At 73.8% G+C, this 25,594-nt stretch carries 22 protein-coding genes and 1 pseudogene; 12 read left to right on the top strand and 11 right to left on the bottom strand.

Features of this window, described 5'->3' with window-relative positions:
* Positions 1-47 precede the first annotated feature (47 nt).
* From ACZ619_RS29380 to ACZ619_RS29365, 4 genes are all read left to right on the top strand, one after another.
* Positions 48-1,685: an FAD-dependent monooxygenase gene (locus ACZ619_RS29380; protein WP_469605352.1), complete on the top strand. Its 1,638-nt coding sequence runs from the start codon at positions 48-50 to the stop codon at positions 1,683-1,685.
* A 103-nt stretch (positions 1,686-1,788) separates the two neighbouring features.
* The gene (locus ACZ619_RS29375) at positions 1,789-1,875 is read left to right on the top strand and encodes a putative leader peptide (RefSeq protein ID WP_469605350.1); all 87 of its coding nucleotides are present in this window, start codon (positions 1,789-1,791) and stop codon (positions 1,873-1,875) included.
* Positions 1,876-1,941: 66 nt separating this feature from the next.
* A complete protein-coding gene (locus tag ACZ619_RS29370; protein WP_469605081.1) occupies positions 1,942-2,493 on the top strand; it encodes a cupin domain-containing protein in 552 nt (183 codons plus the stop codon).
* 50 nt (positions 2,494-2,543) lie between these two features.
* The gene (locus ACZ619_RS29365) at positions 2,544-2,951 is read left to right on the top strand and encodes a rhodanese-like domain-containing protein (protein ID WP_469605348.1); all 408 of its coding nucleotides are present in this window, start codon (positions 2,544-2,546) and stop codon (positions 2,949-2,951) included.
* Here the strand turns inward: ACZ619_RS29365 and ACZ619_RS29360 are convergent.
* Entirely contained in the window at positions 2,948-3,907 is a 960-nt protein-coding gene (locus tag ACZ619_RS29360; protein WP_469605078.1) for a sugar ABC transporter substrate-binding protein, read from the bottom strand. The genes ACZ619_RS29365 and ACZ619_RS29360 overlap by 4 nt on opposite strands.
* A 408-nt stretch (positions 3,908-4,315) precedes the next feature.
* On the opposite strand from ACZ619_RS29360, the gene ACZ619_RS29355 reads away from it, so the two are divergent.
* The gene (locus ACZ619_RS29355; RefSeq protein WP_469605075.1) at positions 4,316-5,074 is read left to right on the top strand and encodes a TetR family transcriptional regulator; all 759 of its coding nucleotides are present in this window, start codon (positions 4,316-4,318) and stop codon (positions 5,072-5,074) included.
* Positions 5,075-5,189: 115 nt separating this feature from the next.
* Here ACZ619_RS29355 and ACZ619_RS29350 read toward each other — a convergent pair.
* The 3 genes and pseudogenes from ACZ619_RS29350 to recA all read right to left on the bottom strand — a co-directional run bounded on the left by ACZ619_RS29350 (position 5,190) and on the right by recA (position 9,722).
* Positions 5,190-7,717, bottom strand: a pseudogene (locus ACZ619_RS29350) (ABC transporter permease).
* A gap of 96 nt (positions 7,718-7,813) precedes the next feature.
* Complete coding sequence (gene recX / locus ACZ619_RS29345; RefSeq protein ID WP_469605073.1) at positions 7,814-8,590, bottom strand: recombination regulator RecX; 777 nt, start codon at positions 8,588-8,590, stop codon at positions 7,814-7,816.
* Positions 8,591-8,594: 4 nt separating this feature from the next.
* Positions 8,595-9,722 carry a recombinase RecA gene (gene recA, locus ACZ619_RS29340; protein ID WP_469605070.1) on the bottom strand — a complete coding sequence of 376 codons (1,128 nt, stop codon included), beginning with the start codon at positions 9,720-9,722 and terminating at the stop codon, positions 8,595-8,597.
* 431 nt (positions 9,723-10,153) lie between these two features.
* Between recA and ACZ619_RS29335 the strand changes: the two genes are divergently transcribed.
* The 3 genes from ACZ619_RS29335 to ACZ619_RS29325 are packed head-to-tail and all read left to right on the top strand — an operon-like array spanning position 10,154 to position 12,685.
* Positions 10,154-10,429: a polyprenyl synthetase gene (locus ACZ619_RS29335; RefSeq protein WP_469605068.1), complete on the top strand. Its 276-nt coding sequence runs from the start codon at positions 10,154-10,156 to the stop codon at positions 10,427-10,429.
* Positions 10,422-11,474 (top strand): polyprenyl synthetase family protein, encoded by a 1,053-nt coding sequence (locus ACZ619_RS29330; RefSeq protein WP_469605065.1) that lies wholly within the window; start codon positions 10,422-10,424, stop codon positions 11,472-11,474. Before ACZ619_RS29335 ends, ACZ619_RS29330 begins: the two co-directional genes overlap by 8 nt.
* Before the next feature lie 50 nt (positions 11,475-11,524).
* Positions 11,525-12,685 (top strand): oxygenase MpaB family protein, encoded by a 1,161-nt coding sequence (locus ACZ619_RS29325; RefSeq protein ID WP_469605063.1) that lies wholly within the window; start codon positions 11,525-11,527, stop codon positions 12,683-12,685.
* A 54-nt stretch (positions 12,686-12,739) separates the two neighbouring features.
* On the opposite strand, the gene ACZ619_RS29320 is transcribed toward ACZ619_RS29325, so the two are convergent.
* Positions 12,740-14,002: an AI-2E family transporter gene (locus ACZ619_RS29320; RefSeq protein ID WP_469605061.1), complete on the bottom strand. Its 1,263-nt coding sequence runs from the start codon at positions 14,000-14,002 to the stop codon at positions 12,740-12,742.
* Between the two features lie 60 nt (positions 14,003-14,062).
* Positions 14,063-14,257, bottom strand: a complete 195-nt coding sequence (locus ACZ619_RS29315; protein WP_469605059.1) for a DUF3046 domain-containing protein — start codon at positions 14,255-14,257, stop codon at positions 14,063-14,065.
* Positions 14,258-14,337: 80 nt separating this feature from the next.
* Here ACZ619_RS29315 and ACZ619_RS29310 point away from each other — a divergent pair, with 80 nt between their 5' ends.
* The gene (locus ACZ619_RS29310; protein WP_469605056.1) at positions 14,338-15,282 is read left to right on the top strand and encodes a hypothetical protein; all 945 of its coding nucleotides are present in this window, start codon (positions 14,338-14,340) and stop codon (positions 15,280-15,282) included.
* An 8-nt stretch (positions 15,283-15,290) separates the two neighbouring features.
* On the opposite strand, the gene ACZ619_RS29305 is transcribed toward ACZ619_RS29310, so the two are convergent.
* Genes ACZ619_RS29305 through ACZ619_RS29295 form a run of 3 tightly spaced genes read right to left on the bottom strand, consistent with a single transcriptional unit; the run spans position 15,291 to position 17,204 of the window.
* On the bottom strand, positions 15,291-15,599 hold the full coding sequence (locus tag ACZ619_RS29305; RefSeq protein ID WP_469605054.1) for an AzlD domain-containing protein: 309 nt from the start codon (positions 15,597-15,599) through the stop codon (positions 15,291-15,293).
* Positions 15,596-16,342, bottom strand: a complete 747-nt coding sequence (locus tag ACZ619_RS29300; protein WP_469605052.1) for an AzlC family ABC transporter permease — start codon at positions 16,340-16,342, stop codon at positions 15,596-15,598. The genes ACZ619_RS29305 and ACZ619_RS29300 overlap by 4 nt, the downstream gene beginning before the upstream one ends.
* Positions 16,343-16,352: 10 nt before the next feature.
* Positions 16,353-17,204, bottom strand: coding sequence for an AraC family transcriptional regulator (locus tag ACZ619_RS29295; protein ID WP_469605050.1), 852 nt, complete (start codon positions 17,202-17,204; stop codon positions 16,353-16,355).
* A 96-nt stretch (positions 17,205-17,300) separates the two neighbouring features.
* On the opposite strand from ACZ619_RS29295, the gene ACZ619_RS29290 reads away from it, so the two are divergent.
* From ACZ619_RS29290 to ACZ619_RS29280, 3 genes are all read left to right on the top strand, one after another.
* The gene (locus ACZ619_RS29290) at positions 17,301-22,319 is read left to right on the top strand and encodes an ATP-dependent helicase (protein ID WP_469605048.1); all 5,019 of its coding nucleotides are present in this window, start codon (positions 17,301-17,303) and stop codon (positions 22,317-22,319) included.
* A gap of 181 nt (positions 22,320-22,500) precedes the next feature.
* On the top strand, positions 22,501-23,346 hold the full coding sequence (locus ACZ619_RS29285) for an Fpg/Nei family DNA glycosylase (protein ID WP_469605045.1): 846 nt from the start codon (positions 22,501-22,503) through the stop codon (positions 23,344-23,346).
* Positions 23,347-23,378: 32 nt separating this feature from the next.
* Positions 23,379-24,143, top strand: coding sequence for an SDR family NAD(P)-dependent oxidoreductase (locus tag ACZ619_RS29280; protein WP_469605043.1), 765 nt, complete (start codon positions 23,379-23,381; stop codon positions 24,141-24,143).
* A gap of 327 nt (positions 24,144-24,470) precedes the next feature.
* Here ACZ619_RS29280 and ACZ619_RS29275 read toward each other — a convergent pair whose 3' ends face one another.
* Positions 24,471-24,941, bottom strand: coding sequence for a Dps family protein (locus ACZ619_RS29275; protein ID WP_469605040.1), 471 nt, complete (start codon positions 24,939-24,941; stop codon positions 24,471-24,473).
* A 205-nt stretch (positions 24,942-25,146) separates the two neighbouring features.
* Positions 25,147-25,521 (bottom strand): helix-turn-helix domain-containing protein, encoded by a 375-nt coding sequence (locus tag ACZ619_RS29270; RefSeq protein WP_469605037.1) that lies wholly within the window; start codon positions 25,519-25,521, stop codon positions 25,147-25,149.
* Positions 25,522-25,594: the final 73 nt, after the last annotated feature.

Raw genomic sequence — 25,594 nt, 5'->3', positions numbered from 1 at the left:
TCACCTGTGTCCGTAGGGACGTGCGTACGGGCAGGGGGCGCCGCGCCGTGGACCCGGTGATCATCGTCGGCGCGGGGCCCGTCGGCCTCACGCTCGCCCTGGCGCTGGCGCGCCAGGAGGTGCCGTCCGTGGTCCTGGACGAGACCCCCGGCGCCGACGAACCACGCCCCGCGCGCACGGTGGTGCTCCGCGAGGACACCGCCGACCTGGTGGCGCGGCTGACCGGCGCCCCGCTGGACGACCTGGGCGCCCGCTGGACCGGCTGGCGGTCGATGCGGCGCCGGCAGGTGATGCGCGAGGTCGTCTTCGACGACACGGCCGAACCCGCTCCGCTGCACATCGCGCAGCACGTCCTGACCGACGCCCTGCGGACGGCGATCGCCGGCCGGCCGCTGGTCAGGATCGCCACGGACAGCCGGCTGGACACCATCGAGCAGGAGCGCTCCGGCGTCACCGCGCACACCCGCGGCCCCCGGGCCACCTGGTGGCGCGGCAGCTACCTGGTGGGCTGCGACGGCCCGCGCTCGACCGTGCGCAAACTCCTCGACATCCGCTTCCCGGGCCGTACGGCGGTGGAGCGACACGCCGTCGCCGCGCTGCGTGCGGAACTTCCGTGGCCCGGTCGGGCGTTGCTCCATCGGACACCGCCGTGGCGGATGTCCGGGCCCTCGGCCGGGGAGGTGACCGCCCGCCCCCTCCCGGACGGCGTGTGGCGCCTGGACTGGCTGCTGCCGCCCGGCAAGGACCTGGTCACGCCCGAGCTGCTCGTGGCCCGCATCCGCGAGACCCTCGCGGGCTGGACGAACGGCACCACACCGCCGTACGACCTGCTCGACACCGGGGTGCACACCGTGCACCACCGGCTGGCCCGCCGCTGGCGGGTGGGCCGGGTGTTCGTCGCCGGGGACGCCGCGCACCTGCTCGGCGCGCTGGGGACGCACGGGCTGGACGAGGGGCTGCGGGACGTCGACAACCTCGCCTGGAAGCTGGCCCCGGCCTGGCACCACGGCCCGCACGAGGCGCTGCTCGACAGCTACCAGTCCGAGCGGCGCGCGGCGGTCGCGGCCCGGCTGCGCGCCGCCGACCAGGTGCTGCCGGTGCTGCGCGGCGGTGGCGGGCTGCGCGGCATCGTGCCCGGCACGACCCGGGGGCACGACGCGCTCCTCACCGACGGTCACCTGGGGCACGGCCCGCTGGGCGCTCCGGGGGCGTACGCCGACTCCCCGCTGGCGCCGCGGCAGCTGGAACACGAGGTCCCGGTCGACACCCCGCCCGGCGCCCCGGTCACCGACGTCCGGGTCACCGCGGAGGACGGCACCTTCGTCCGGCTGCGCTCACGGCTCGGCCGCGGCGCACTCCTGGTCGTCCTCGTCGCGCCCGGTACGGGCGTGTGGGACCGCAAGCACTGGGTCTCCGCCGGGCTCATGCCCCGGCTCGCGGCGGCCGTGACCGCGCTCCCGCACCCCGCGGAGCTGCTGGTCGCGGAGGCATACCCGGGCGCACCGGCGCACAGCGTGCTCCTCGTGCGCCCCGACGGCCATCTGGTCACCGCCCTCAACGGCGTGCGCCCGGCCGATCTCTACGCGGCGGCCGAGGCGACCCTGGGCGGCAAGGACAAGGAGCGGACGGAACCGGCGGCGGAGGCGGCGGACGCCGAGGCCGGGGCGGGTTCCGCCGTGCGGTGACCGCGGCCGGCCCGCGGGGTGATCACGGTGACCGCGGTCACCCTGCGGTCCACATAGTGACAGTGAGTTGACCGGTCTGCACCGGCATGGTGTACTCCGGATCGTGAACGACACCACTGTGCGCCTGTGGCGGAAGGTCCATGTGGACCTTGTCCGCTATGCGGGCTGCGTGTGTCTTCCGGCCTGTTGATTTCGCATCTCACCTCTTCTTTCGGGCGCGGTCAGCGCCTTCGTCTGCGAACTCTCATCAGGAGCGGTGCACGTGTCTGCCTCTCTTTCCTCCCCCGTTTCCCCGTCCGCCTCCGCGCCCGGCGCCGGGCCCACCCAGGCGGACCTCCTCGACTTCGTCCGGCGCACGGCCGCCGACACCGAGCTGATCGCCTCGCTCCCGCTCGACCCCGAGGGCCGCACCTGGGTACGGCTCGACGGTCCCGGTGGCAGCGAGGCCTGGCTGATCGGCTGGCCGCCCGGCACCGGCACCGGCTGGCACGACCACGCCGAGTCGGTCGGCGCGTTCCTCACGGCGACCGGTGAACTGCGGGAGAACTCGCTCGCCACCCGGCTGCCCACCGACGGCTGGAAGACGCTGGAGCTCTCCGAGGGCGTCGACCGCGAGCGTCTGCTGCCGACCGGCAAGGGCCGCACCTTCGGCCGCGACCACGTCCACGAGGTCCTCAACGAGTCCACCGAGCACCACGCGATCTCCGTCCACGCCTACTACCCGCCGCTGCCGCGGATCCGCCGTTACAGCCGCACCGACCAGGTGCTGCGCCTGGAGCAGGTCGAACGCCCGGAGGACTGGCAGTGAGTGACACCGAGCAGACGGGTCGGGCCGAGCAGACGGCGCCTTCGGAACCGGTGGGACAGCAGCCGGTCGAGCAACCGCCCTTGGGCATAGACGAGTTGCTGGAGCGGGTACGCACGGGCTACCGGCGCATCGGGGCGCACGAGGCGTACGAGGCCTCGCGGGCCGACGGCGCGCTCCTGGTCGACATCCGGTACGCGGCCCTGCGCGAGCGGGACGGGGTGATCCCCGGCGCCCTCGTCGTGGAGCGCAACGAACTGGAGTGGCGGCTCGACCCGCAGGGCAGCCACAGAACTCCCGAGGCCACCGGCCACGACCTCCGGATCGTCGTCATCTGCAACGAGGGCTACGCCTCCACCCTGGCCGCCGCCTCCCTGCACCAGCTGGGGCTGCACCAGGCGACCGACCTGATCGGCGGCTTCCAGGCGTGGAAGGCGGCGGGCCTGCCGGTCACCCCCTAGTCGTCCGAGGGGCAGTACACGGGGGCGGTGTCCGCGTCGTCCTTGGTGACCAGCCGGACCGGCGCCTTGGAGATCTTGTCGACCTTCTCGTCGCGGAGCAGCGCGATCGTGTTCTCCACCGCCAACTGGCCCATGTCGGCGGCGGAGTTGGAGACCGTGGCGGCGAACCGCCCGTCCTTGAGGGCGGCCAGTCCCTCGTCCGTACCGTTGACGGTGACGATCTTCACGCGGGTGGCCCCGGCCGCGTCGAACGCCTTGCGGGCGGCGAAGGCCATCTCCTCGTTGGCGACGAACGCGTAGTCCAGGCCGGGATGCGCCTTGATCATGTTCGCGGCGACGCTCCCCGCCTTCGCCGCGTCGAACATGCCGGGCTGGTCGGCGACCACCTCGGCGTTGTCCGGCAGCGCCTTGCCGAAGCCCCCGACGAGCAGGTCGGAGGCGGCGCCGGGCGCTCCGGCGATCACCCCGACCCGCACCCGGCGGCCGGCCGCGTCGTCGCCGATCCACTCGGCGTCCAGTTCGCCCACCTCCCGCAGGTTCACCACGACGGCCCCGAGGATGTCGGAGGGGTCGGCGTCGACGGAGGTCAGGAAGACGGGGATGTGCGCGCTGCGGGCCCTGTCGATGTCCTTCTTCAGGGCGTCGGTGCTGACCGTCTGGATGATGATCACACCCACCTTGCGGGCGATCATGTCCTTGATGTTGGCCAGTTCCTGTGCCGCGTCCTGGTGCGAGTCGGCCGTGACGATCTTGGCGAAGTTGTTCTTGGCGGTGGTCACGACGGCCCGCTGGAGACAGGTGTGGAACCGGGTGGATCCCCCGTTCACGAACCCGACGACCAGCGGCCCGTCGCTGCCGCTCGCGGCGTTCGAGTCGAAGACACAGCCGCTCAGTCCCAGCCCTGCGACAAGTCCGAAGGCGGCCAGGGCTCTTCGGGTACGAGCGGTTCCGGGCATGGCGAGGCCGCCTTTCGGGCGTACGGACCGGCCGGTCTCTCGGCGGAGTCACCGGCGCAAGGGATCTCCCGGCGGGTGGCGGGACCGGCCGAAGCTACCGCCACCCCAAACGAATCGATCCCGCCCGCGCACGCACACTAAGCGTGCGGACCACGCAATCCGAGACCCTTGGGGATGTGCCGGTCAGAGGGGCAACCGGGCCAGGGCTTCGGCCGTCACGCGGGCGGGTCACGCACCGCGTAGCCCTCCGCCGGCGCCGACCCTTCGAGCGGGAACTCGGGCGCCCCCGCGAAGCGACCGGTCGGGGGTTCGGCCGCGCGCGTACCCATGTCGCCCCCACCGTCACCATGTGGTCCCGCGTTCCACATCGCATACGGGTCACGGGCCCGCCCATGCCAAAATGAGGCCATGCCACGGACACGAGGGCGGGCGCCCTCCGAGGGACGCGCGGACGCCCTCTCACAGGAGCTGATCGTCGACGCCGCGGTCGCCCTGCTGGACGAGCGCGGTGTGCGCGGACTGACCTTCCGGCTGCTGTCCGAGCGCCTGAGCACCGGCCCCGGGGCTCTGTACTGGCACGTGTCGAACAAGGACGAACTCGTCGACCTGGCGGCCGACCAGGTACTCGGCCACGCCGTCGCGGCGGACCCGGACCCCGCGCAGAGCGCCGGTGCCGCGTTGCGCGCACTCGCCATCGCCGTCTTCGACGCCCTTGACCGGCACCCGTGGGCGGCGCCCCACGTGTCCGCGCCGCCCACGCTGACGAACGCCCTGCGTCTGCTGGACCGCATCGGCACCCTCGTCGCACGGACCGGACTGCCCGCCGAACGGCAGTTCGCGGTCTCGACGGTGATCTCCTACTACATCACCGGCGTCAGCGCCCAGATCATCACCCCTCGCGTCCCTCTCGACGCGGCCACCGGGCGCGACGCCTACCTCGCCCGGACCGCCGAACGCTGGCAGAACCTCGACCCCGCCGACTACCCCTTCCTGACCCGCACCGCCGAGGACCTGCGCCACCACGCGGACCGCGACCAGTTCATCACCGGCCTCGACATGCTCCTGGGCGGCCTGGACACCTCTGCCGGCGCAGGCGGCGACGCCGCACACCCGCACGGACTGCCCGGCGATCCCCGCGTCGACCAGGACGGACCGCCGCCGCGGTAAGCCGCAACAACCGGCAACCTCGGCACCGGCGACCTCGGCACTGGCAACCTCGGCCCTGGCCTTCGTCGTCCGCGGCGCGGAACCTCGCCGTCGGCAACGTCCGCGGTGAGTGCGCCTAGTCCTTCGCCGTCGCGACGGTCACCGCCGGCACCCGGAGCGCCATCCGGCCGGGAAGAGCCGAGGCCACCAGGGCGAGCAGCGCGGCGGTCGCGAGGATCGTCACGTAGAGCAACGGCGTGACCGCGGGCGCGGCCCGGCCCGTCATGCCGACGCTGAAGGCGGTCAGTACGGCGAGCGCGATGCCGCTGCCGAGGGCCGTGGCGAGCGTCAGCACCGACAGCACCTCGGTGCGCAGCATCCGCAGGACCTGGCGGCGGGTGGCGCCGGCCAGCCTGAGCAGCGCGAACTCCCGGACTCGCTCGGCGACCGACATGGCGAGCGTGTTGACCACGGCGATCGCGGTGAAGGCCAGGACCAGCCCCATGGCCAGGTAGCCGGCCTCGGCGTTGTCCTGCTGCCGGTCGGCCCGGAGGGAGTCGGCGGCGTCCGGCGAAAGAATCCTGACCCCCGGGAACTTACGGAGCATAGTCGCGAGTTGTGCTTGTGTACGGGCTGTGCTGACGAGGACGGAGGAGGCGAGCGGGTTGTCCACGTGGTGCGAGACGAGGTCGTGGGCGAAGGTGAGGTCGCCGAAGCCGAGACCCCGGGCGTAGACGGCGGCGACGGTGAGGCTGGCGGGCGTGCCGTCGCCGAGGGTGAGCCTCAGGGGGAGCCGGGGCTCAAGTGGTGCTGATCGGCGGTGATTTCGCTGACGGCGACGGTGCCGTCGGTGAGGCGGTCCAGTGAGCCGGCGGTGACCTCGGGGTCCCAGGTGCGGGTGAGGCCCTCGGGGGTGACGCCCTGCGCCGCGTATTTGTCGAGTCCGACGCGGACGGTCGTGCGGACCACTTCGGTGACGGCGTCGTGCCCCGTGCGCAGTTGCCGCGCCGCCTCGGCCGGTACGCCGGGTCCCTGGGCGGCGACGACCCAGTCGGCGGTGACCCCGGCGCGGGCCTGGGCGCGGGCGGCGTCGCCGAGGGTCGACTGGACGAACAGCACGGTGCAGGTCATACCGATGAGCAGGGTGAGGGGAGTGACGACGGAGGCCATCCGGGCGGCGTTGCCGCGCAGGTTGGCGGTGGCGAGCCGGCCGCCGTGCCCGGTGAGCCGCAGCGGCCCGGCGAACAGCAGCGCGGCCGCCCTGACCAGCAGCGGGCCGAGCAGGGAGACGGAGGCCGAGAGGACCACGACGGCGAGGAAGGTGACGGGGGTGGACGCGGGTTCGGTGCGCAGGGAGGTGAGCAGGACGACGAGGACGACTCCACCGGCGAGCAGCAGCAGACCGGCGGCGATCCGTCCCCAGGCGGGCCGGGCGGGCTCGGTCCGGGACTCGGCCAGCGCCTCGGTCGGCCGGATCCGGCTGATCCGCCGGGAGGCGATCCGGGCGGCGGCCCAGGCACCGACCAGGGTGGCGGCGAGCCCGGCGAGCGGCGGGACGATGCCGGTGGTGTGCCGAAGTGTGGCCGGTACGGCGCCCAGCGCGACGAACCTGCTGTGCAGCCAGGTACCCAGCGGCAGTCCGAGGAGTGCGCCGAGCGTGCCGGCGACGGCGCCGACGATCAGCGCCTCGCGGCCGAGCAGCCGGCGGATCTGACCGGAGGTCGCGGCGATGGCGCGCAGCAGGGCGAGTTCGCGGTGGCGTTGCTGGACGGCGAGGGCGAAGGTGCCGACGACCACCAGGACCGCCACCAGCAGCGAGGTCCCGCCCATGGCGGCGCCCATGCTGACCAGCCTGACCCGGGCGGCGGCCGCGTCCAGGAACTCGACGGGGCCGCGGTCGTCCCCGGTGGAGACCTGGGCGGTGGTGCCGTGCAGTGCCCGGGCCACGGCCCGCTTCAGCCGGTCCGGGTCGGTGCCGTGCTCGGGCAGCACACCGAACGCGGTGACCTGCCCGGGGTGCGCGGCCAGCCGGCGGGCCTCCCCGTCGGAGAAGAAGAGGGAGGTCTGGTGCCGTACGCCGGTGGCCGGGGCGGCGATTCCGGTGATCCGGTAGGTGCGCGGGGCCTGCGTCGACTGCACGGTGAGCGGGTCGCCGGTCCGCAGACGGGCGCGTGCGGCCAGGTCGCGGTCGACGACCAGATCGGTGGCGGCCCGGGGCGCGGTGCCGGAGACCAGGCGGTACGGGGTGAGCACGGCGGATGCCCAGGCATGTCCGTAGGCGGTGCGGTCACCGGTGCCGGCCGGAGTCGACGGCGCCGCCGGAAAGGTCAGTTCGGGCACGACCCGGGCGACTCCGGGGGTGCGGGCGAGCCTGGCTTCCAGACCGGCCGGCAGCCAGGCCCGTTCGGCGACGGGTTTCGCCTTGTGCTTGACCTTGGTCTTGCCGTGCTTGTGTTTGACGGTGGTCCGGTGGACGTACTGGTCGGCGGAGACCACGACGGGAGTCGCCGCGTAGCGCTCGGTACGGATCGTGCCGCGCAGGCCGGTGTCGAGGAGGGTGCCGCAGGCCGTGATCAGGGCGGCGGCACACAGCAGGGCGAGGAAGGCTCCGAGGAAGCCGGCCTTGCGGGCGCGGACGGTCTTGAGTGCGTAGCGCAGCATCATGGCGTACACGGTCGTCCACGCACGGGGCGGCGAGCACTGCGGCGGTCCGGCGTCTTGGGCGGGGGTTAACCCCACCCCCTCAGGCCTGTCGGTCCGTCAGAAGTCCCCGTGCTCCAGGAACTCCGTGTCCTCGCCCTCTTCCTCCAGTGCCCGCCGGACGACCCTGAGGGCCATGCCCTCGGCGTACCCCTTGCGGGCGAGCATGCCGGCGAGGCGGCGGATGCGCTTGTCCCGGTCGAGGCCGCGGGTGGAGCGGAGTTTACGGGCGACGAGTTCGCGGGCCGTCTCCTCCTCCTGCTCGGAGTCGAGCTGGCCGACGGCCTCGTCGATGAGGGTCGGGGCGACGCCCTTGGTGCGCAGTTCCTGGGCGAGCGCCCGGCGGGCCAGGCCCCGGCCGTGGTGCCGGGACTCCACCCAGGCGTCGGCGAACGCGCTGTCGTCGATCAGCCCGACCTCCTCGAACCGCGACAGCACCTCCTCGGCGACGTCGTCCGGGATCTCCCGCTTGCGCAGGGCGTCCGCGAGCTGCTTGCGGGTGCGCGGGGTCCCGGTGAGCAGGCGCAGACAGATCGCCCGCGCCCGCTCAGCCGGGTCCGCTGGAGGTTCCCCCTGCTCGGCCCTCGACGAGGAGGGGGAACCCCCGTCCTCACCGGACGGTTCACCGAAGCCGCGCCGACGCCGTGCCCCGGGTCTGCGCGGGCCGCGGCCGGGTGCCCCGTCCCCGCGGGGTCCGTCCGGGCCGTCGTGCGCGCCGTCCTGCCCGTAGTGGCCGTCACCGTCACCGGCGGGGTCCGAGTGGCCCCCGGTGCCCCTCCCCCGTGGGGCGCCGGGGGACGTGTACTCGTGCTCGGCCCAGTCGGTTCGTCGTGTCACGGCGTCAGCTCTTGGCGGTGGCGGCCTTGGGCTTGGTCGCCTTGGCGGTGGCCGGGGCGGGCACCGTCTTCGCCGCGTCGTCCGTGGCCGCGGTGGTGGCCGCGTCCGCGCCCGGCTCGGCGGCCGGCTCCTGCGGGCGGACACCGACGCCCAGCTTCTCCTTGATCTTCTTCTCGATCTCGTTGGCCAGGTCGGGGTTGTCCTTCAGGAAGTTGCGCGCGTTCTCCTTGCCCTGGCCGAGCTGGTCGCCCTCGTACGTGTACCAGGCGCCGGCCTTGCGGACGAAGCCGTGCTCCACGCCCATGTCGATCAGACCGCCCTCGCGGCTGATGCCGTGGCCGTAGAGGATGTCGAACTCGGCCTGCTTGAAGGGCGGCGCGACCTTGTTCTTGACGACCTTGCAGCGGGTGCGGTTGCCGACCGCCTCGGTGCCGTCCTTCAGGGTCTCGATGCGGCGGATGTCGATGCGCACCGAGGCGTAGAACTTCAGCGCGCGGCCACCGGTCGTGGTCTCCGGGGAGCCGAACATCACGCCGATCTTCTCGCGGAGCTGGTTGATGAAGATCGCGGTGGTCTTGGACTGGTTGAGCGCACTGGTGATCTTCCGCAGCGCCTGGCTCATCAGTCGGGCCTGGAGACCGACGTGGCTGTCGCCCATCTCGCCCTCGATCTCCGCACGCGGCACGAGCGCGGCGACGGAGTCGATGACGATGAGGTCGAGGGCGCCGGAGCGGACCAGCATGTCCACGATCTCCAGGGCCTGCTCGCCGTTGTCGGGCTGGGAGAGGATCAGGTTGTCGATGTCGACGCCGAGCTTCTTCGCGTACTCGGGGTCGAGGGCGTGCTCCGCGTCCACGAACGCGACCTGGCCGCCGGCCTTCTGCGCGTTGGCCACGGCGTGCAGGGTCAGGGTCGTCTTACCGGAGGACTCCGGTCCGTAGATCTCCACGACGCGGCCGCGCGGCAGGCCACCGACACCGAGGGCGACGTCGAGCGCGGTCGACCCGGTCGAGATGACCTCGATGGGCTCCATCGACCGCTCGCCCATGCGCATGACCGCGCCCTTGCCGAATTGCCGTTCAATCTGTGCGAGTGCGGCGTCGAGCGCCTTCTCACGGTCGGTTCCTGCCATGGGTTCCACCCGGTTTGCTTGAGTCGATCGCTTCACGTCAAAGACGCTAACGCCTGCCACTGACAATGCGCCCCGACGCCGGTCCGGCCTGTGGACAACCAGGGGACATGTCCACCGAAACCATGCCCGACCACCGCCGGAATCCCCGCCGTGAGCCGCACCGGAGCCTCTATAAGAATGGATGTTCGATTTTTGTGTCAAGCGCACCACGCGGTACTCCCGCACTTCCCGACACGGCCCGCACACCGCCCCCGGACCGCCCTGCCCGGCCGTGGTGATCCACGGGCCCGGCCGTGGTGATCCACGGGGTCCGCCGATACGCCGACGCGTTCACCCGATCGTGAGTTTCCGCATGTCGCGCCTATCGGGCCGCGATGCTCGACGAGGCGGCCGACAAGCGGTGGCCCTGGAGGCCGTGGGTGGGAGAGCGCATGACACGTGATTCGGGACGACGCGGTCTGGACGGGCAGGCCGTGCTGCTGGCGGCGGGACTGGCCGATCTGGCGGTGAGCACGGTGGGCACCGCCTTCGGGACGGTCCGAGGGCTGCTGCGCCGCTCGGACGCCACCGCGCTCGCCGCGGAGGCCGAGCACGACCTGACCGCACGGGGGCGCCTGGTCCTGGACCGGTACGCGACCGTCCCGCCGGCCCACCTGGAGATCCTCGCCCGGCACGCCCTCGCCCGGCGAACCACCGCCGATGGCTGACCGGTGGGACCCGGCCCCCTTCAAGCACCGCGTCGACGAGGTGTTACGCCGGTTCGTCGCCGAGGAGGCCGACCTGTTCGCGGCGGTCGACCCGCTCCTCGGCCCGGTGGCCGGGCAGTTGGAGGCGGCGGCGGCCGACGGCAAACGGCTGCGGGCGGCGTTCTGCTACTGGGGCTGGCGCGCGGTGGGCCAGCCCGACAGCGACGCGCTGGTGCGGGCGGCGGCCTCCATGGAGCTGGTGCACGCCGCCGCCGTCGTGCACGACGACCTCATCGACGACAGCCCGCTGCGGCACGGCCGCCCCACCACGCACATCGCCCTGCGCGCCGCCCTGGAGGGCCGCCCGGGCGCCGAGGAGACCGCGCGGTCGCTGGCGATGCTCGTGGGCGATCTGCTGATGTCGCTGGCCGGGCAGCTGTTCGCGACCTGCGGGCTGCCCGCCGCCTACCTCGCCCGGGCCCGCCCGCTGTGGTCGCTGCTGGCCCGGGAGCTGATCGCGGGCGAGTGCCTGGAGATCCTGCGCACCGGAGCCGGCCCGGACACCGCCGCCTCGCTCAAGGTGATCCGCTACAAGACCGCCAAGTACACCGTCGAGCAGCCCCTGCTGATCGGCGGCGCCCTGGCCGGGGCGGGCGGAGCGCTGCGTGAGGGCTACTCCGCGTACGGGCTGCCGCTGGGCGAGGCGTTCCAGCTCCGCGACGACCTGCTGGGCCTGTTCGGGGCGCCCGAGCACACCGGCAAGGCCAACGCCGACGACGTGCGCGGCCACCGGCCCACCGCCCTGCTGGCGGAGACCTGGCGGCTGGCCGGCGACGACGACCGGGAGCGGCTGCGCACCCTGCTCGGCAGCCCCGGCCTGGACGCGGCCGGCCTGGACGCGGTCCGCGAGGTGATGTGCCGGCTCGGGGCGCCCGACCGGATCGAGAGCATGATCGGCGCGCGGGTCGCGGAAGCGCTCGACGCCCTCCACGAACTGGACGTACCGGCCCCCGCCACCGGCGCGCTGACCGCGCTGGCGCACTCGGCCGCCGTCCGCCTGTCCTGACGACGCCCGTGCGGTGCCCGGAAGGCACCGCGAAGACAAGGAGCCCTGCCGTGATGCACACCGAGGCCTCGATGGACACCCTGCGGGACGCGGGGGACGAACTCGCCGACGCCACGGTCGCCGCCCTCTTCGAGCGCGGGGAGGTGGGCACGTTCAACACCCTGATGCGCTACGTGTCGACCGCCGGCGCTCCCCTGCCGGACGGGCTGCCCGACGTCGCGCGGGAGTACCTGGAGGCCACCCGGGTACCGCCGTCCTGGGTGGACTGGGGCGAGATGGAGAAGGCCCGGCTGTTCTTCATCGACAACAACGTGCACATCTCCACCGCGCTCTCCTTCGCCTCCATGCCCGCCTGTTACGTCGTCCCGCGCGTGGCGAAGCTGCTGTCGGCCACCCACGGGCTGAAGTACCCCTCCAAGCGCATGGCGGAGACCGGACAGTTCACCGTCTACCTGATGCAGCCCGACGCCTTCGAGGCCGGCAGCCGTTTCGTCCCGGCCGCCCAGAAGGTGCGCCTGCTGCACGCCTCGATCCGGCACCACCTCAGGCGGGAGAACCGCTGGGACACCGGGGCGCTCGGCACGCCGATCTGCCAGGAGGACATGATCGGCGGGCAGATGTTCTTCTCCATGCTGGTCCTCGACAGCCTGCACCGGCTGGGCATCCATCTGTCCACGGAGGGCGCGGAGGCGTACTACTACGCGTGGCGGGTGGTGGGCGCCATGCTCGGCGTCGACCAGGAGGCCGTGCCCAAGACCCTCGACGAGGCGCGGCGGTTCCTGGACCTGTACATGCTCCGGTACATGGGCCCCTCCGAGGAGGGCGCGGTCCTGACCCGGCAGCTCATCGACCTCTACGAGGAGGTCGTCCCCGGCACCTTCTTCGACCCGGTCGTCTCGGCCCTGATCCGCTATCTCGTCGGCGACACCTGCGCGGACTGGCTGGAGGTGCCGCGTACCCCGTGGGACACCGCCGTCAAGGCCGTACCGCACCTCCTCGGCGTCCTGGAGACCATCGAGGACCGCTCCCCGCTGGGCGCCTGGGCCCTGGACCGGCTCGGCCATCTGACCACCGTCCTCGAACTGTCCTCCCTGACCCGGGGCCGCGTCATGCACTACGCCATCCCCGAGCACCTCAAGAAGGACTACGGCGTCTCGGACACGGTGCCCCGCACCCGGCGCTGGGCCCCGCCGGCCGCGACGATCGCCTGACCACGCGACGATCGCCCGACCACCGCCGGCGGCCGTCAGAGGCGAGCTCCACCGTCAGACCGAGCTCTCCGCGGAGTCGTCCGCGGGCCGGACCTCCGGCCGGCGGACGCGCGCGAGCAGCCCCTGGCCGCCGGTGCCGCGCCGGCGGTGCCCCTGCACGCGCGGGTCGTCCGTGACGTCGTACCGCCGCACATAGGCCCCCAGGAACGCCTGGAGGGTGGCGACCGCCGGGATGGCGATCAGCGCGCCGACGGCGCCGAGGAGCGCGGTGCCGGCGATGACCGAGCCGAAGGCGACCGCCGGGTGGATGTCGACGGACTTGGAGGTGAGCTTGGGCTGGAGCATGTAGTTCTCGAACTGCTGGTAGATCACCACGAACACCAGCACCCACACCGCGTACAGCGGGTCGACGGTGAACGCGATCAGCATCGGCAGCGCGCCCGCGAGATAGGTGCCGATGGTCGGGATGAACTGCGAGACCAGCCCCACCCAGACTCCGAGCACGGGCGCGTACGGGACGCCCAGGGCCTCCAGCAGGATGTAGTGGGCGATGCCGGAGATCAGCGCCATCACACCGCGCGAGTACAGGTAGCCGCCGGTCTTGTCGACGGCGATCTCCCAGGCGCGCAGCACCTCGGCCTGCCGGGCGGGCGGCAGGACCGAGCACAGGGTGCGGCGCAGCCGGGGGCCGTCGGCGGCGAAGTAGAAAGCGAACAGGGAGATCGTCAGCAGCTGGAACAGACCGCCGAGCACCTGCCCGGAGACGTCGAGGACACCGGCCGCGCTGTTCTGCGCGTACTTGCGCAGCCAGTCGGAGTGGAGCAGGCCCTCCTGGACGTCGACCGGTCTCAGCCGGCTGTGGAAGGTCTCGTTGATCCAGTTGATGACCGAGTCCAGGTAGTCGGGGAAACCCTCGACCATCTTGATGATCTGGCCGGCCAGCATCGAACCGAGCAGGGTGACGAAGCCCGCGACGGCGATGACCAGGCCGAGGAAGACCAGGAAGGTCGCGAGGCCCCGGCGCATCCCTTTCGCGGACATCCAGCTCACCGCGGGCTCTATGGCGAGCGCCAGGAAGAACGCGATGAGGACGTTGATCAGCAGCCCGGTGAGCTGGTGGAAGGCCCAGCTGCCCAGCTGGAACGTGGCGACCAGCGCGAGCGCCAGCACCATGGCGCGCGGCAGCCAGCGGGGCATGCGGGCGCCCGGCACGGCGGCGCCGGCCGGGGGTACGGCGGGCGGCGTCGTGCCGTCCGGCGTCGCGCCGGCCGGGGATGCGTCCTGGGCGGTCCGTCCGCCCTCGTCAGTGGCTGCCACGGTGCAATCCTCGCGCACGCCACTGACAACGCGTGGCCCGTATCCGATCCGCGTGCACGCTCAGCGCTTCTCCCCCGGAACGTTCATCACCGTGCAGACCACCCGCCACACGTCCTTGGCCGCCCAGCCGGAGTTCAGCGCCTCGTGCACCGTGAGACCGCCGAGCTCCGTCATCACGTGATCACGTGCGAAGGTGTCGGCGTACCCGGAACCGAAGTGTTCCGCCATCCGCTGCCAGAAGACCGTCAACCGCATGACACCAGTATCCCGCCCCTGAGGGTGGGCCCTGCCCGGGTCCGCGTTCCGAGACCGCTTTCCGCCCTACGGTCTTTCGCATGGCCGAAACCGGAGCTTCCCCACTCCCTCCCACGCCCCCGGCGCACTCCCCGCTCTTCCGCGCCGAGCAGTTCATGTGGCTCACCGCGCGCGTGCTGGAGCAGCGCCTCTTCTCGTACCACTTCCTGAACGGCGGACCCGATCCGGTCGAGACGGCGCTGGACGCGTACCGCAACGAGGACGGCGGGTACGGGCACGCGCTGGAGCCCGATCTGCGGGGTCCGGTGAGCCAGCCGCTGCCGACCGGGCACGCGCTGCGCGTCCTGGACGCCATCGGGCGGTGCGGCGGGCAGCGGGTGGAGCGCGTGTGCCGCTATCTGACCTCCGTCTCCACGGCGGACGGGGCGCTGCCTGCGGTCCATCCGAGCCAGCGCGGTTACCCGGCGGCACCGTTCGTCCCGATCGTCGACGACCCGCCCAGCGAGCTGCTCGCCACCGGTCCGGTGGTGGGCCTGCTGCACCGCAACGAGGTGTGGCACGCCTGGCTGTTCCGGGCCACCGACTTCTGCTGGGCGGCCGTGGCCTCCCTGGAGACGTCGCACCCGTACGAGATCGAGGCCGCGGTCGCCTTCCTGGACGCGGTGCCCGACCGCTCGCGCGCGGAGGCGACCGCCGACCGGCTGGGCCGCCTGGTGCGCGAGCGCCGGCTGGCCGCGCTGGACCCGGAGCGGCTCGACGCGTACCCGGTCGCGCCCGGCTACGCCCCGGGCGAGCACCACTTCCCGCACGACTTCGCGAAGTCCCCGCACTCGCTCGCGCGCGCGTGGTTCACCGACGAGGAGATGGACCGCTCGCTGGACTTCCTCGCCGCCGAGCAGGCCGAGGACGGCGGCTGGCCCGTCCGATGGCGTCAGTGGACGTCAGCCGTCGCCCTGGAGGCCCGCCCCATGGTGACCGTCGACGCCCTGCGCACGCTCAGGGCGTACGGCCGCTTCGTGGGGTGAGGGACGTCTCAGCCCGCGACGGCGCGCAGCCCCGCGGCCACCAGCACGGCCACGCCGACGACGACCAGGAAGGGCGCGCGCAGCACCAGGGCCACGGCGGCCGCCCCGAGCCCCGCGGCCCGGGCGTCCAGCACGAGCGTGTACCCGTCGGCGAAGGTCTGCTGGGCCGTGAGCGCGGCGAGCAGGGCCACCGGCAGCAGGGCGGCCAGCCGGCGCACCACCGGCCGCTCCAGGACGCCCGCGGGCACCAGCAGCCCGGCGAGCTTGACGGCGTAGCAGCCGAGGGCGGTCGCGGCGATCGCGATCCAGGTGTTCAACGGGACTCCTCGGTTGCTTCGTCGCGGGTACGGCCGGACCGGCGGCCGGAGACGTACAGGGCGGCGGGCGCGGTCAGCGCGGCCACCAGGACCGGCACTCCGGCGGGCAGCACGGGCAGCAGGCCGAGCCCGAGCAGTACGGCGAGGGCGGCGACCGCGCGTTCGAGGGTGCCCTTCAGCATCGGGGCGAGCAGCGCCAGGAAGACGGCGGGTCCGGCCGCGTCCAGGCCCCAGGCGTCGGTGTCGCCGACGGCCTTGGCACCGAGCGCGCCGAGCAGGGTGGTGAGGTTCCACAGCACGTACAGGCTGAGCCCGGTGACGGTGAAACCGAGCCGGGCGGCGCGCCGCGTGGGCTGGGCCAGCGTCACCGCGGTGGTCTCGTCGATCACCCACTGGGCGGCGAACGGCCGTACCGCGCGCGGGAGGGCCAGCAGCTGCGAGAGCCGCAGCCCGTAGAAGGCGTTGCGCGCGCCGAGGAAGAAGGCGCCGGCCGCCGCGGTGAGCGGGTTGCCGCCCGCCGCGAGCGCGCCCACCAGGGCGAACTGGGAGGCGCCGGTGAACACCAGGAGGCTGAGCACGCAGGTCTGGAGCAGCCCGAGTCCGCTGCCGGCCGAGGTCACCCCGAAGGCGAACCCGGAGAGTCCCACGGCGACGCCCACCCCCAGGGCGTCCCGGACCACGGCGGAGTCCGGCTTCGGCCCGTCGTCGTCGCGTATGTCTGCGAGTGCTGTCTGCTGTGCCACGTCAGGCACGCTACGGGCGGACGGCCCGCGTGTCTTGTACGTTCTTGCGCTCGCGCTGGTAGGCGCCCGGCGGGACGCCGACGATCCGGGCGAAGTGGCGGTTGAGGTGCGGCTGGTCGGTGAAGCCGACGGCGACGGCCGCGGCGGCGGGTGCCGTGCCCGCGTCCAGCAGCGTCCGGGCGCGGCGCACCCGGGCGTCGGTCAGCCAGGTGTGCGGCGGCATGCCGTAGGCGTCGCGGAAGGCGCGCAGCAGCGCGAAGGGGCTGGTGCCCAGGTCGGCGGCGAGCCGTTCCAGGGTGGGCGGCTCGGCCATCCGGTCCTCCAGCACGGCACGCGCGCGTGCGGCGAGCCCGGCGCCCGCGGTGCGGACCTCGCGCTGCGGCAGCGGGCCGCCGTTCAGCCGCAGCAGCCGGGTCACCGCCACCCGCAGCAGGGTGTCGGCGGCGAGCGCGTTGCCCTCGTCGGCGGCGCGCAGCACCCGGTGCACGAGGGCGACGGAGTACGGGTCGTCGAGGACGGGGCCGACGAAGCCGGGGGTGCCCCGGATCGCGGTGGTCTCCGCGGCGATCTCGGCCATCAGCGCGGGGGACGGGTAGACGGCGCCGTACCGCCAGCCCTCGGGCACCCCGGCCCGGCCGGTGTGCGGGGTGTCCGGGTTGACGAGCGCGAGCGCCCCCGCTCCCGCGGACACGTCGGAGCCCCGGTGCTGGAAGACCTCGACGCCGTCCGCGATGGCGGCGATCACGAAGTTCTCGTGGGTGTGCCGCACGAACGTCTTGCGGATGTACCGGGCGCGCAGCAGATCGACACCGGGCAGCGCCTCGTACTGCCAGTGCCGTGCCCGCTCACCCGATCCGTTCATATGACCATTATCGGTCGTCTCGCCCCCGCCCAGCTCCCCGCTACCGCGTCTGCGCAGGTCAGCCTGATTGTCAGTGGCCGGGTGCAGGATGGACGCATGGCGAAATCCGCTCATCAGGCCCTCGACGGCTTCTCCCCCGCGACCCGCGGCTGGTTCACGGGGGCGTTTTCCGCGCCCACCGCGGCCCAGGCGGGCGCGTGGCAGGCCATCGGCGCGGGGTCGGACGTGCTGGTGGTCGCCCCGACCGGCTCCGGCAAGACGCTGGCCGCCTTCCTCGCCGCCCTGGACCAGCTCGCCTCCACCCCGCCCCCGGCCGACCCGAGGAAGCGCTGCCGGGTGCTGTACGTGTCACCGCTGAAGGCCCTCGCGGTCGACGTCGAGCGGAACCTGCGCAGCCCGCTGACCGGCATCCGCCAGGAGTCCGTCCGCCTCGGCCTGCCCGAGCCGGAGGTCAGGGTCGGCATCCGCTCCGGCGACACCCCGGCCGCCGAGCGCCGCGCCCTGGCCATCCGCCCGCCGGACATCCTGATCACCACCCCGGAGTCCCTGTTCCTCATGCTGACGTCGGCCGCGCGCGACGCGCTGACCGGCATCGAGACGGTGATCCTGGACGAGGTGCACGCGGTGGCCGGCACCAAGCGCGGCGCGCACCTCGCGCTCTCCCTGGAGCGGCTGGACGAGCTGCTGCCCCGGCCCGCCCGCCGGATCGGCCTGTCGGCGACCGTCCGCCCGGTCGACGAGGTGGCCCGCTACCTCTCGCCGCGCCGCAAGGTGGAGATCGTCCAGCCCAGGTCCGGCAAGGAGTTCGACCTCTCCGTCGTCGTCCCGGTCGAGGACATGGGAGAGCTGGGCGGCTCCCCGGCCACGGACGGCAAGGAGGGCGCCGACCGGCCCTCCATCTGGCCGCAGGTGGAGGAGCGGATCGCCGACCTGGTGCAGGCCCACCGCTCGACGATCGTGTTCGCCAACTCGCGCCGGCTGGCGGAGCGGCTCTGCAATCGGCTCAACGAGATCGCCTACGAGCGCGCGACCGGCGAGCCGCTCGCCGAGCACCACGCCCCGGCCGAGCTGATGGGCGGCTCCGGCGCCGCCCAGGGCGCCCCGCCGGTCATCGCCCGCGCGCACCACGGCTCGGTCTCCAAGGAGCAGCGGGCCCTGGTCGAGGAGGACCTGAAGGCCGGCCGGCTGCCCGCCGTGGTGGCCACCTCCAGCCTCGAACTGGGCATCGACATGGGCGCGGTGGACCTGGTCGTCCAGGTCGAGTCCCCGCCGTCGGTCGCCTCCGGCCTCCAGCGCGTCGGCCGCGCGGGACACCAGGTCGGCGCGGTCTCCACCGGCGTGGTCTTCCCGAAGTACCGGGGCGACCTGGTGCAGGCGGCCGTGGTCACCGAGCGGATGCGCACCGGCTCCATCGAGTCGCTGAAGGTCCCGGCCAACCCCCTCGACGTCCTCGCCCAGCAGCTCGTCGCGATGACCTCGCTGGACACCTGGCAGGTCGACGACCTGCTCGCCACGGTCCGCCGCGCGGCCCCCTTCGCCTCGCTCCCGGAGTCGGCGTTCACGGCGGTCCTCGACATGCTCGCGGGCCGCTACCCGTCGGACGCGTTCGCGGAGCTGCGCCCGCGCGTGGTCTGGGACCGGGTCGCGGGGACGGTGACGGGCCGCCCGGGCGCCCAGCGCCTCGCCGTCACCTCGGGCGGCACCATCCCGGACCGCGGCCTCTTCGGCGTCTTCCTCGCCGGCGCCGACCCCAAGAAGGGCGGCGGCCGGGTCGGCGAGCTGGACGAGGAGATGGTGTACGAGTCCCGGGTGGGCGACGTCTTCACCCTGGGCACCAGCTCCTGGCGCATCGAGGACATCACCCGCGACCGCGTCCTGGTCTCACCCGCCCCCGGGGTCCCCGGCCGGCTGCCCTTCTGGAAGGGCGACCAGCTGGGCCGCCCGCTCGAACTGGGCCGCGCGGTCGGCGCGTTCCTGCGCGAGGTCGGCTCGCTCCCCGAGGAGGACGCACGCCTGCGCCTGCTGGCGGCGGGCCTGGACACCTGGGCGGCGGACAACGTGCTGTCGTACCTCGCCGAGCAGCGCGAGGCCTGCGGCCACGTCCCCGACGACCGCACCATCGTGGTCGAGCGCTTCCGTGACGAGCTGGGCGACTGGCGGGTCGTGGTCCACTCCCCCTTCGGCGCCCAGGTCCACGCCCCCTGGGCGCTCGCGCTGGGCGCCCGGCTGTCCGAGCGCTACGGCATGGACGCGCAGGTCATGCACGCCGACGACGGCATCGTGCTGCGGCTGCCCGACGCCGATCTGATGGGCCTGGACCTGCTCGACCAGGCGCCCGTGAAGCCCGGCACGGAGTATGACGCCGAGCAGGCCCCGGTCGGCGCGGCGGACGTCGTCTTCGACAAGGGCGAGGTCGACCGGACGGTCACCGACCAGGTCGGCGGCTCGGCCCTGTTCGCCTCCCGCTTCCGCGAGTGCGCCGCCCGCGCGCTGCTGCTGCCGCGCCGTGGTCCCGGCAAGCGCACCCCGCTGTGGCAGCAGCGCCAGCGGGCCGCCCAACTGCTCCAGGTGGCGAGCGAGTTCGGTTCGTTCCCGATCGTCCTGGAGGCCGTCCGCGAGTGCCTCCAGGACGTCTTCGACGTACCCGGCCTCGTCGAGCTGATGGGCGACCTGGAGTCCCGCAGGGTCCGTCTGGTCGAGGTCACCACCCCCGAGCCCTCCCCGTTCGCCCGCTCCCTGCTCTTCGGTTACGTCGCCCAGTTCCTCTACGAGGGCGACTCCCCGCTCGCCGAGCGCCGGGCGGCCGCGCTCTCCCTGGACTCGCGGCTGCTGGCCGAACTGCTGGGCCAGGCGGAGCTGCGCGAACTGCTCGACGCGGACGTGCTGACCGAGCTGGAGCGGGAGCTCCAGTGGCTCACCGAGGACCGCCGGATCAAGGACCCGGAAGGCGTCGCCGACGTGCTGCGGCTGCTCGGGCCGCTCACGGACGCCGAGTTGGCCGAGCGGGGTGCCGAGCCGCAGTGGGCGAAGGAACTCGCCGGCGCCCGCCGGGCCATCAGGGTCCGGATCGCCGGCGCCGACCACTGGGCGGCGATCGAGGACGCGGGCCGGCTCCGCGACGCCCTCGGCACCGCCCTGCCGGTCGGCGTCCCCGAGGCCTTCACCGAGCCCGTGAAGGACCCGCTCGGCGACCTCCTCGCCCGGTACGCGCGCACCCACGGCCCGTTCACGTCGACCGCGGCGGCCGACCGCTTCGGACTCGGGGTGGCGGTCACGGAGGGCGCGTTGCAGCGGCTGGCCGCGGGCGGGCGGGCGGTGCAGGGCGAGTTCCATCCGGCGGGCATCGGCCAGGAGTGGTGCGACGCGACCGTGCTGCGCAGGCTGCGCCGCCGTTCCCTGGCCGCGCTGCGGCACGAGCTGGAGCCGGTGGCCCCGGCCGCGCTCGCCCAGTTCCTGCCCCAGTGGCAGCACATCGGCAAGGGCCACGGGCTGCGCGGCCTCGACGGACTGGTGCGCGCCGTGGAGCAGTTGCAGGGCGCGTCCGTGCCGGCGTCGGCCCTGGAGAAGCTGGTGCTGCCGTCCCGCGTGGCCCATTACTCGCCCTCGATGCTCGATGAACTGACCGCCGCCGGGGAGATCGTGTGGGCCGGCGCGGGCGCGCTGCCCGGCAAGGACGGCTGGGTCTCCCTGTATCTGGCGGACGCGGCCCCGCTGCTGCTCCCGCCGCCCCACCCGCTGGAGCCGACCGCCCTGCACCAGTCCGTCCTGGACGCGCTCTCCGGCGGCTACGGCCTGTTCTTCCGTCAGATCGCCGACCACGTCCGCGCCACCACCCACCCCGACGCCACCGACCCCCAACTGGCCGACGCCGTCTGGGACCTGGCCTGGTCCGGCCGGCTCACCAACGACACGCTGACCCCGATGCGCGCCCTGCTGGGCTCGGGCCGTACGGCGGGCTCCACCGCCCACCGCGCCAAGCGCAGCGTGCCGCGCGGCCGTTACGGCTCCCTGACCGCCGCCGCCCGGACCGCGTCCCGGACCGGGCCGCCGACCGTCGCGGGCCGCTGGTCCCTGCTTCCCGGACCCGAGCCGGACACCACCGTGCGTGCCCACGCCCTGGCCCGCACCCTGCTCGACCGGCACGGCGTGGTCACCCGGGGCGCGGTCGCGGCGGAGGGCGTCGAGGGCGGCTTCTCCGCGGTGTACCGGATCCTGTCGGCGTTCGAGGAGAGCGGCCAGGCACGGCGGGGTTATGTCGTCGAGGGCCTCGGCGCGGCCCAGTTCGCGATGGACGGCGCGGTCGACCGGCTGCGCGCGGTGTCCAACGCCCGCGACCGCGGCGAGAGCCTGCCGGGCCCCGGCTCCGCGAACGGCGGCCGGACCGATTCCGCGGGCTTCGCGCCCGACCCGCACGGCTCTCCCGCCGCCTACGCCCCCGAGGCCCCCTTCACCCCCCTGGGTCCCTTCGAGACCGCGCACTCCCCCGGCTTCCCGGAACCCGCGGCCCTAGACCCCGGCCTCGACGCCGGCCTAGACGGCCGTTTCGACGGCGACTTCGACGGGCCCCCGGCCCCCCGCACCGCGCCGGGCGACCACGCCTCCCGCAGGGACCCGGCCCCCGCCGACCCCTTCGCCGCCCCCGGCTACGGCGGCCCCCGGGGCGGCGGCACCGTCAACCCCTACGCCTACGGCGGCCGTCACCCCCGTACCCCCGCCGCCCCCGACCCCAGGGCCGTGGTGCTCGCCGCAGCCGATCCCGCCAACGCCTACGGCGCCGCACTTGCCTGGCCCGAGCCGCCGACCGGTGCCGGGCACAAGGCGGGCCGCAAGGCGGGCTCCCTGGTCGTGCTGGTCGACGGCGAGCTGGCGCTCTACATGGAGCGCGGCGGCAAGACCCTGCTGGCCTGGCCCTCCGCCCCGGACACGGCGGCCACCGACGACCCCCGGCTGCGGACGGCCGCCGGGGCCCTCGCGGACGCCGCCCGCACGGGCACCCTGGGCACGGTGACCGTGGAGCGTGTCAACGGCGCCTCGGCCCTGACCTCCCCGCTGGGCGCCCTGCTGGAAGGGGCGGGCTTCATCGCGACCCCGCGCGGCCTGCGCCTCCGCGCGTGAGCGGCCGTGCGGAGCAGCCATGCGAAGGGTCCGTGCAGAGGAGCCGTACGGAGCGGCCGTAGGGAGCGGCCTTACGGAGAGTCAGTGCAGAAGAACCGCACGGACGGGCCATGCAGAGGAGCCGCACGGAGCGGCCGGTGCGAGAACCGCGTGCGATGGTCCCCCGTGTCACCCTTGACCCATGCCCGAAGGTGACACGGTCTGGCGGGCCGCGCGGCGGCTGCACGACGCGCTCGCCGGCCAGGTGCTGACCCGCAGCGACTTCCGGGTGCCCAGGTACGCCACGGTCGACCTCACCGGCCGTGCGGTGCTGGACACCACCGCGCGCGGCAAGCACCTGCTCACCCGCTTCGAGGGCGGTCTGACCCTGCACACGCACCTGCGGATGGAGGGCGCCTGGAAGGTGTACGGCGGCGGCGAGCGCTGGAAGGGCGGGCCCGCCCACCAGATCCGGGCGATCCTCGGCACCGCCGACCGCGCGGCCGTCGGCTACCGCCTCCAGGTGCTGGAGTTCCTGCGCACCGGCGAGGAGGAGCGCGCCGTCGGGCACCTCGGCCCGGACCTGCTGGGCCCCGACTGGAACCCCGAGCGCGCTCTCGCCAACCTGCTCGCGGACCCCGCCCGGCAGCTCGGCGAGGCCCTGCTCGACCAGCGCAACCTCGCCGGCATCGGCAACATCTACAAGAGCGAGCTGTGCTTCCTGATCGGCGCCACCCCCTGGCTCCCGGTCGGCGCGCTCCCCGCCGACCGCGCCGCGCAGCTCCCGGCCCTCGCCCAGCGCCTGCTGGAGGCCAACCGCGACCGCCCGGTCCGCCGCACCACCGGCCTGCGCGACCACGGCCTGTTCGTCTACGGCCGGGCGCCCCGCCCCTGCCTGCGCTGCCGCACCCCGATCCGCGCCGCCGACCAGGGCGACGGCTCCCGCGAGCGCCCCACCTACTGGTGCCCCGCCTGCCAGACCGGCCCGGCCCCCGCGACCGGCCGGGCTCCGGACCGCGGCGCCGGGAGAACGCGCACAACCAATTGACGACCCGTCAGAAACGCTCGTACCGTCCCCTCATGCCCCTGAAGGCGTACGACCTCACCGGACGCACCGCGTTCGTCACCGGAGCCGCCGGCGGTATCGGCCGGGCCTCCGCCGTACTGCTCGCCGAGGCGGGCGCGACCGTGCACTGTGCCGACCTGGACGCGGACGGCCTGCACGAGACGGCGGCGCTGATCAAGGACGGGGGCGGCACCGCCCGTACCCACACCGTCGACGTCACCGACCGGGCCGGGCTCGGGCGGGCCGTGCGGTCCTGCGAGCGGCTGGACGTGATGGCGGCGATCGCCGGGATCATGCACCGCAGCCCGGTGCTGGAGACCCGGGACGAGGACCTCGACCGGGTGCTGGGCGTCAACTTCAAGGGCGTGCTGCACGCCTGCCAGGAGGCGGCGCGGCTGATGCTGGCCCGGCGGACCGGGGGCAGCATCGTCACGATGGCGTCCGGCGCCATCGACACCGGCGGCCCCGGCCTGCTCTGCTACGGCGCCGCCAAGGCGGCCGTGGTCCAGCTGACCAGGACGCTCGCCAACGAGGTCGGCCCCCAGGGCATCCGCGTCAACGCGGTCGCACCGGGCTGGACCCGCACCCCCATGACCGACCGCGACGACGAGGAGGAACAGCGGCGGACGGAGGCGTGGATGGCCCGGCTGTCGCCCCTGGGACGGGTCGGCGAGGCGGCCGACGTGGCCCATGCCGTGCTCTACCTGGCGTCCGACGCCTCGTCGTTCACGACGGGCCAGATCCTGCGTCCGAACGGAGGGGTGGCGATGCCCTGGTAGGACGTCCGGCCTCCCAGGCCGTCCGCCACCGCCGGGGCCCCAGGGCCCCCGCCGCCCGGATCCTCGGCACACAGTTCACCGGCAGCAGGCTCAGGCCCCAGCCGCCGGCGGCCACGGTCCCCTCCAGCGCCCCGGCGCCGTCGGCGAACACCAGCCGCGCCACGGCCCACCACCACACCGCCGTGAGCCCCAGGGCAACCCCCCAGCGCACTATCCGCCCCACCATGGCCGCCACCTCCAGCCGGACGCTAGAACGCCGCCGGGCGCACCGGATAGGCGCACCGAGGGCTCACCGATGCAACGGCCGTCGACGCACATCGGCCGCCGCTACGCGTTCTCCGCCTGGAACATCCAGTGATGCTTCTCCAGGTCAGCCGTGATCCCGATGAAGATGTCCTGGGACACCGCGTCCGCGTCACCGGTCGCCGTCACGCGCTCCCTCATCCGGGTGATGACCGCGCCCAGCGCGTCCACCAGGGTGCCCACCGCGTCCGAGTCCTTGACCCAGCCGCCGGGCACGCTTCCGATGCCGCTGCCGGAGGACACCGTGGCCGCGCGTCCGTCCGGTGAGACGCCCAGCGCGGACGCCCGCTCGGCGACCGTGTCGGAGTGGGCCCGGGCCGTGTCGACGACCTCGTCGAGCTGGAGGTGGACGGACCGGAAGCGAGGGCCGACCACATTCCAGTGGATCTGCTTGGCGACCAGCGCCAGGTCCACGAGATCGACGAGGGCGCCCTGCAGCGCCTCGGCCACGGTCTTCAGGGCCGCGTCGGACAACGGGCTCTTGACGACGTACATGCGCTCACTCCGGTGTCGGCCCCCCGTCGGGTCCCTCCCACCATGACCGCACCGCCGGACACCGGCAAACGGACGCACACCGGCCCCGGGCGCGCGAAAGCCCCGGCCGCTCCTCCCCGGATCTCTCCGGCGGGGCCCCGGCCGGGGCTTCGCGCACTTCTCGGGCGCCGGGTCGGCACCGCGTCGGTCCACGCCCGCGCAGACGTCAGGCGGCGACCACGTCCACCGCTTCGGCGGGCGCCTTGATGGTCACCCGTTCCGGTGGCACACCGGTCACCGAGACGGTACCCAGCATCGGGCGCACCGGCGCGGGCACGGGCTCGGTGGCCGCGGCAGACTGGGCCAGCTCGGCGAGGGCGAGCTCGTCGCTCACTTCCCGCATGAGCTCGGACATCCGTACGTCCAGCGCGTCGCAGATGGCGGAGAGCAGCTCGGAGGAAGCCTCCTTCTGCCCCCGCTCCACCTCGGAGAGATAGCCGAGTGAGACTCGGGCGGACGAGGAGACTTCGCGCAGAGTACGGCCCTGGCGCTGGCGCTGCCGACGCAGCACGTCACCCAGCAGGCGACGGAGCAGAATCATCGGTGGCTCCCTCCTCGGACCGCGTAGCCGCATCCTTCACGCCCCACCGTACCGCCTTGCGCCGCGGCCGTGC

This window comes from Streptomyces sp. NPDC104367 (assembly GCF_055583825.1).
The sequence above is the reverse complement of the archived record's forward strand: the minus strand, read 5'-3'. Positions and strand labels throughout refer to the sequence as shown.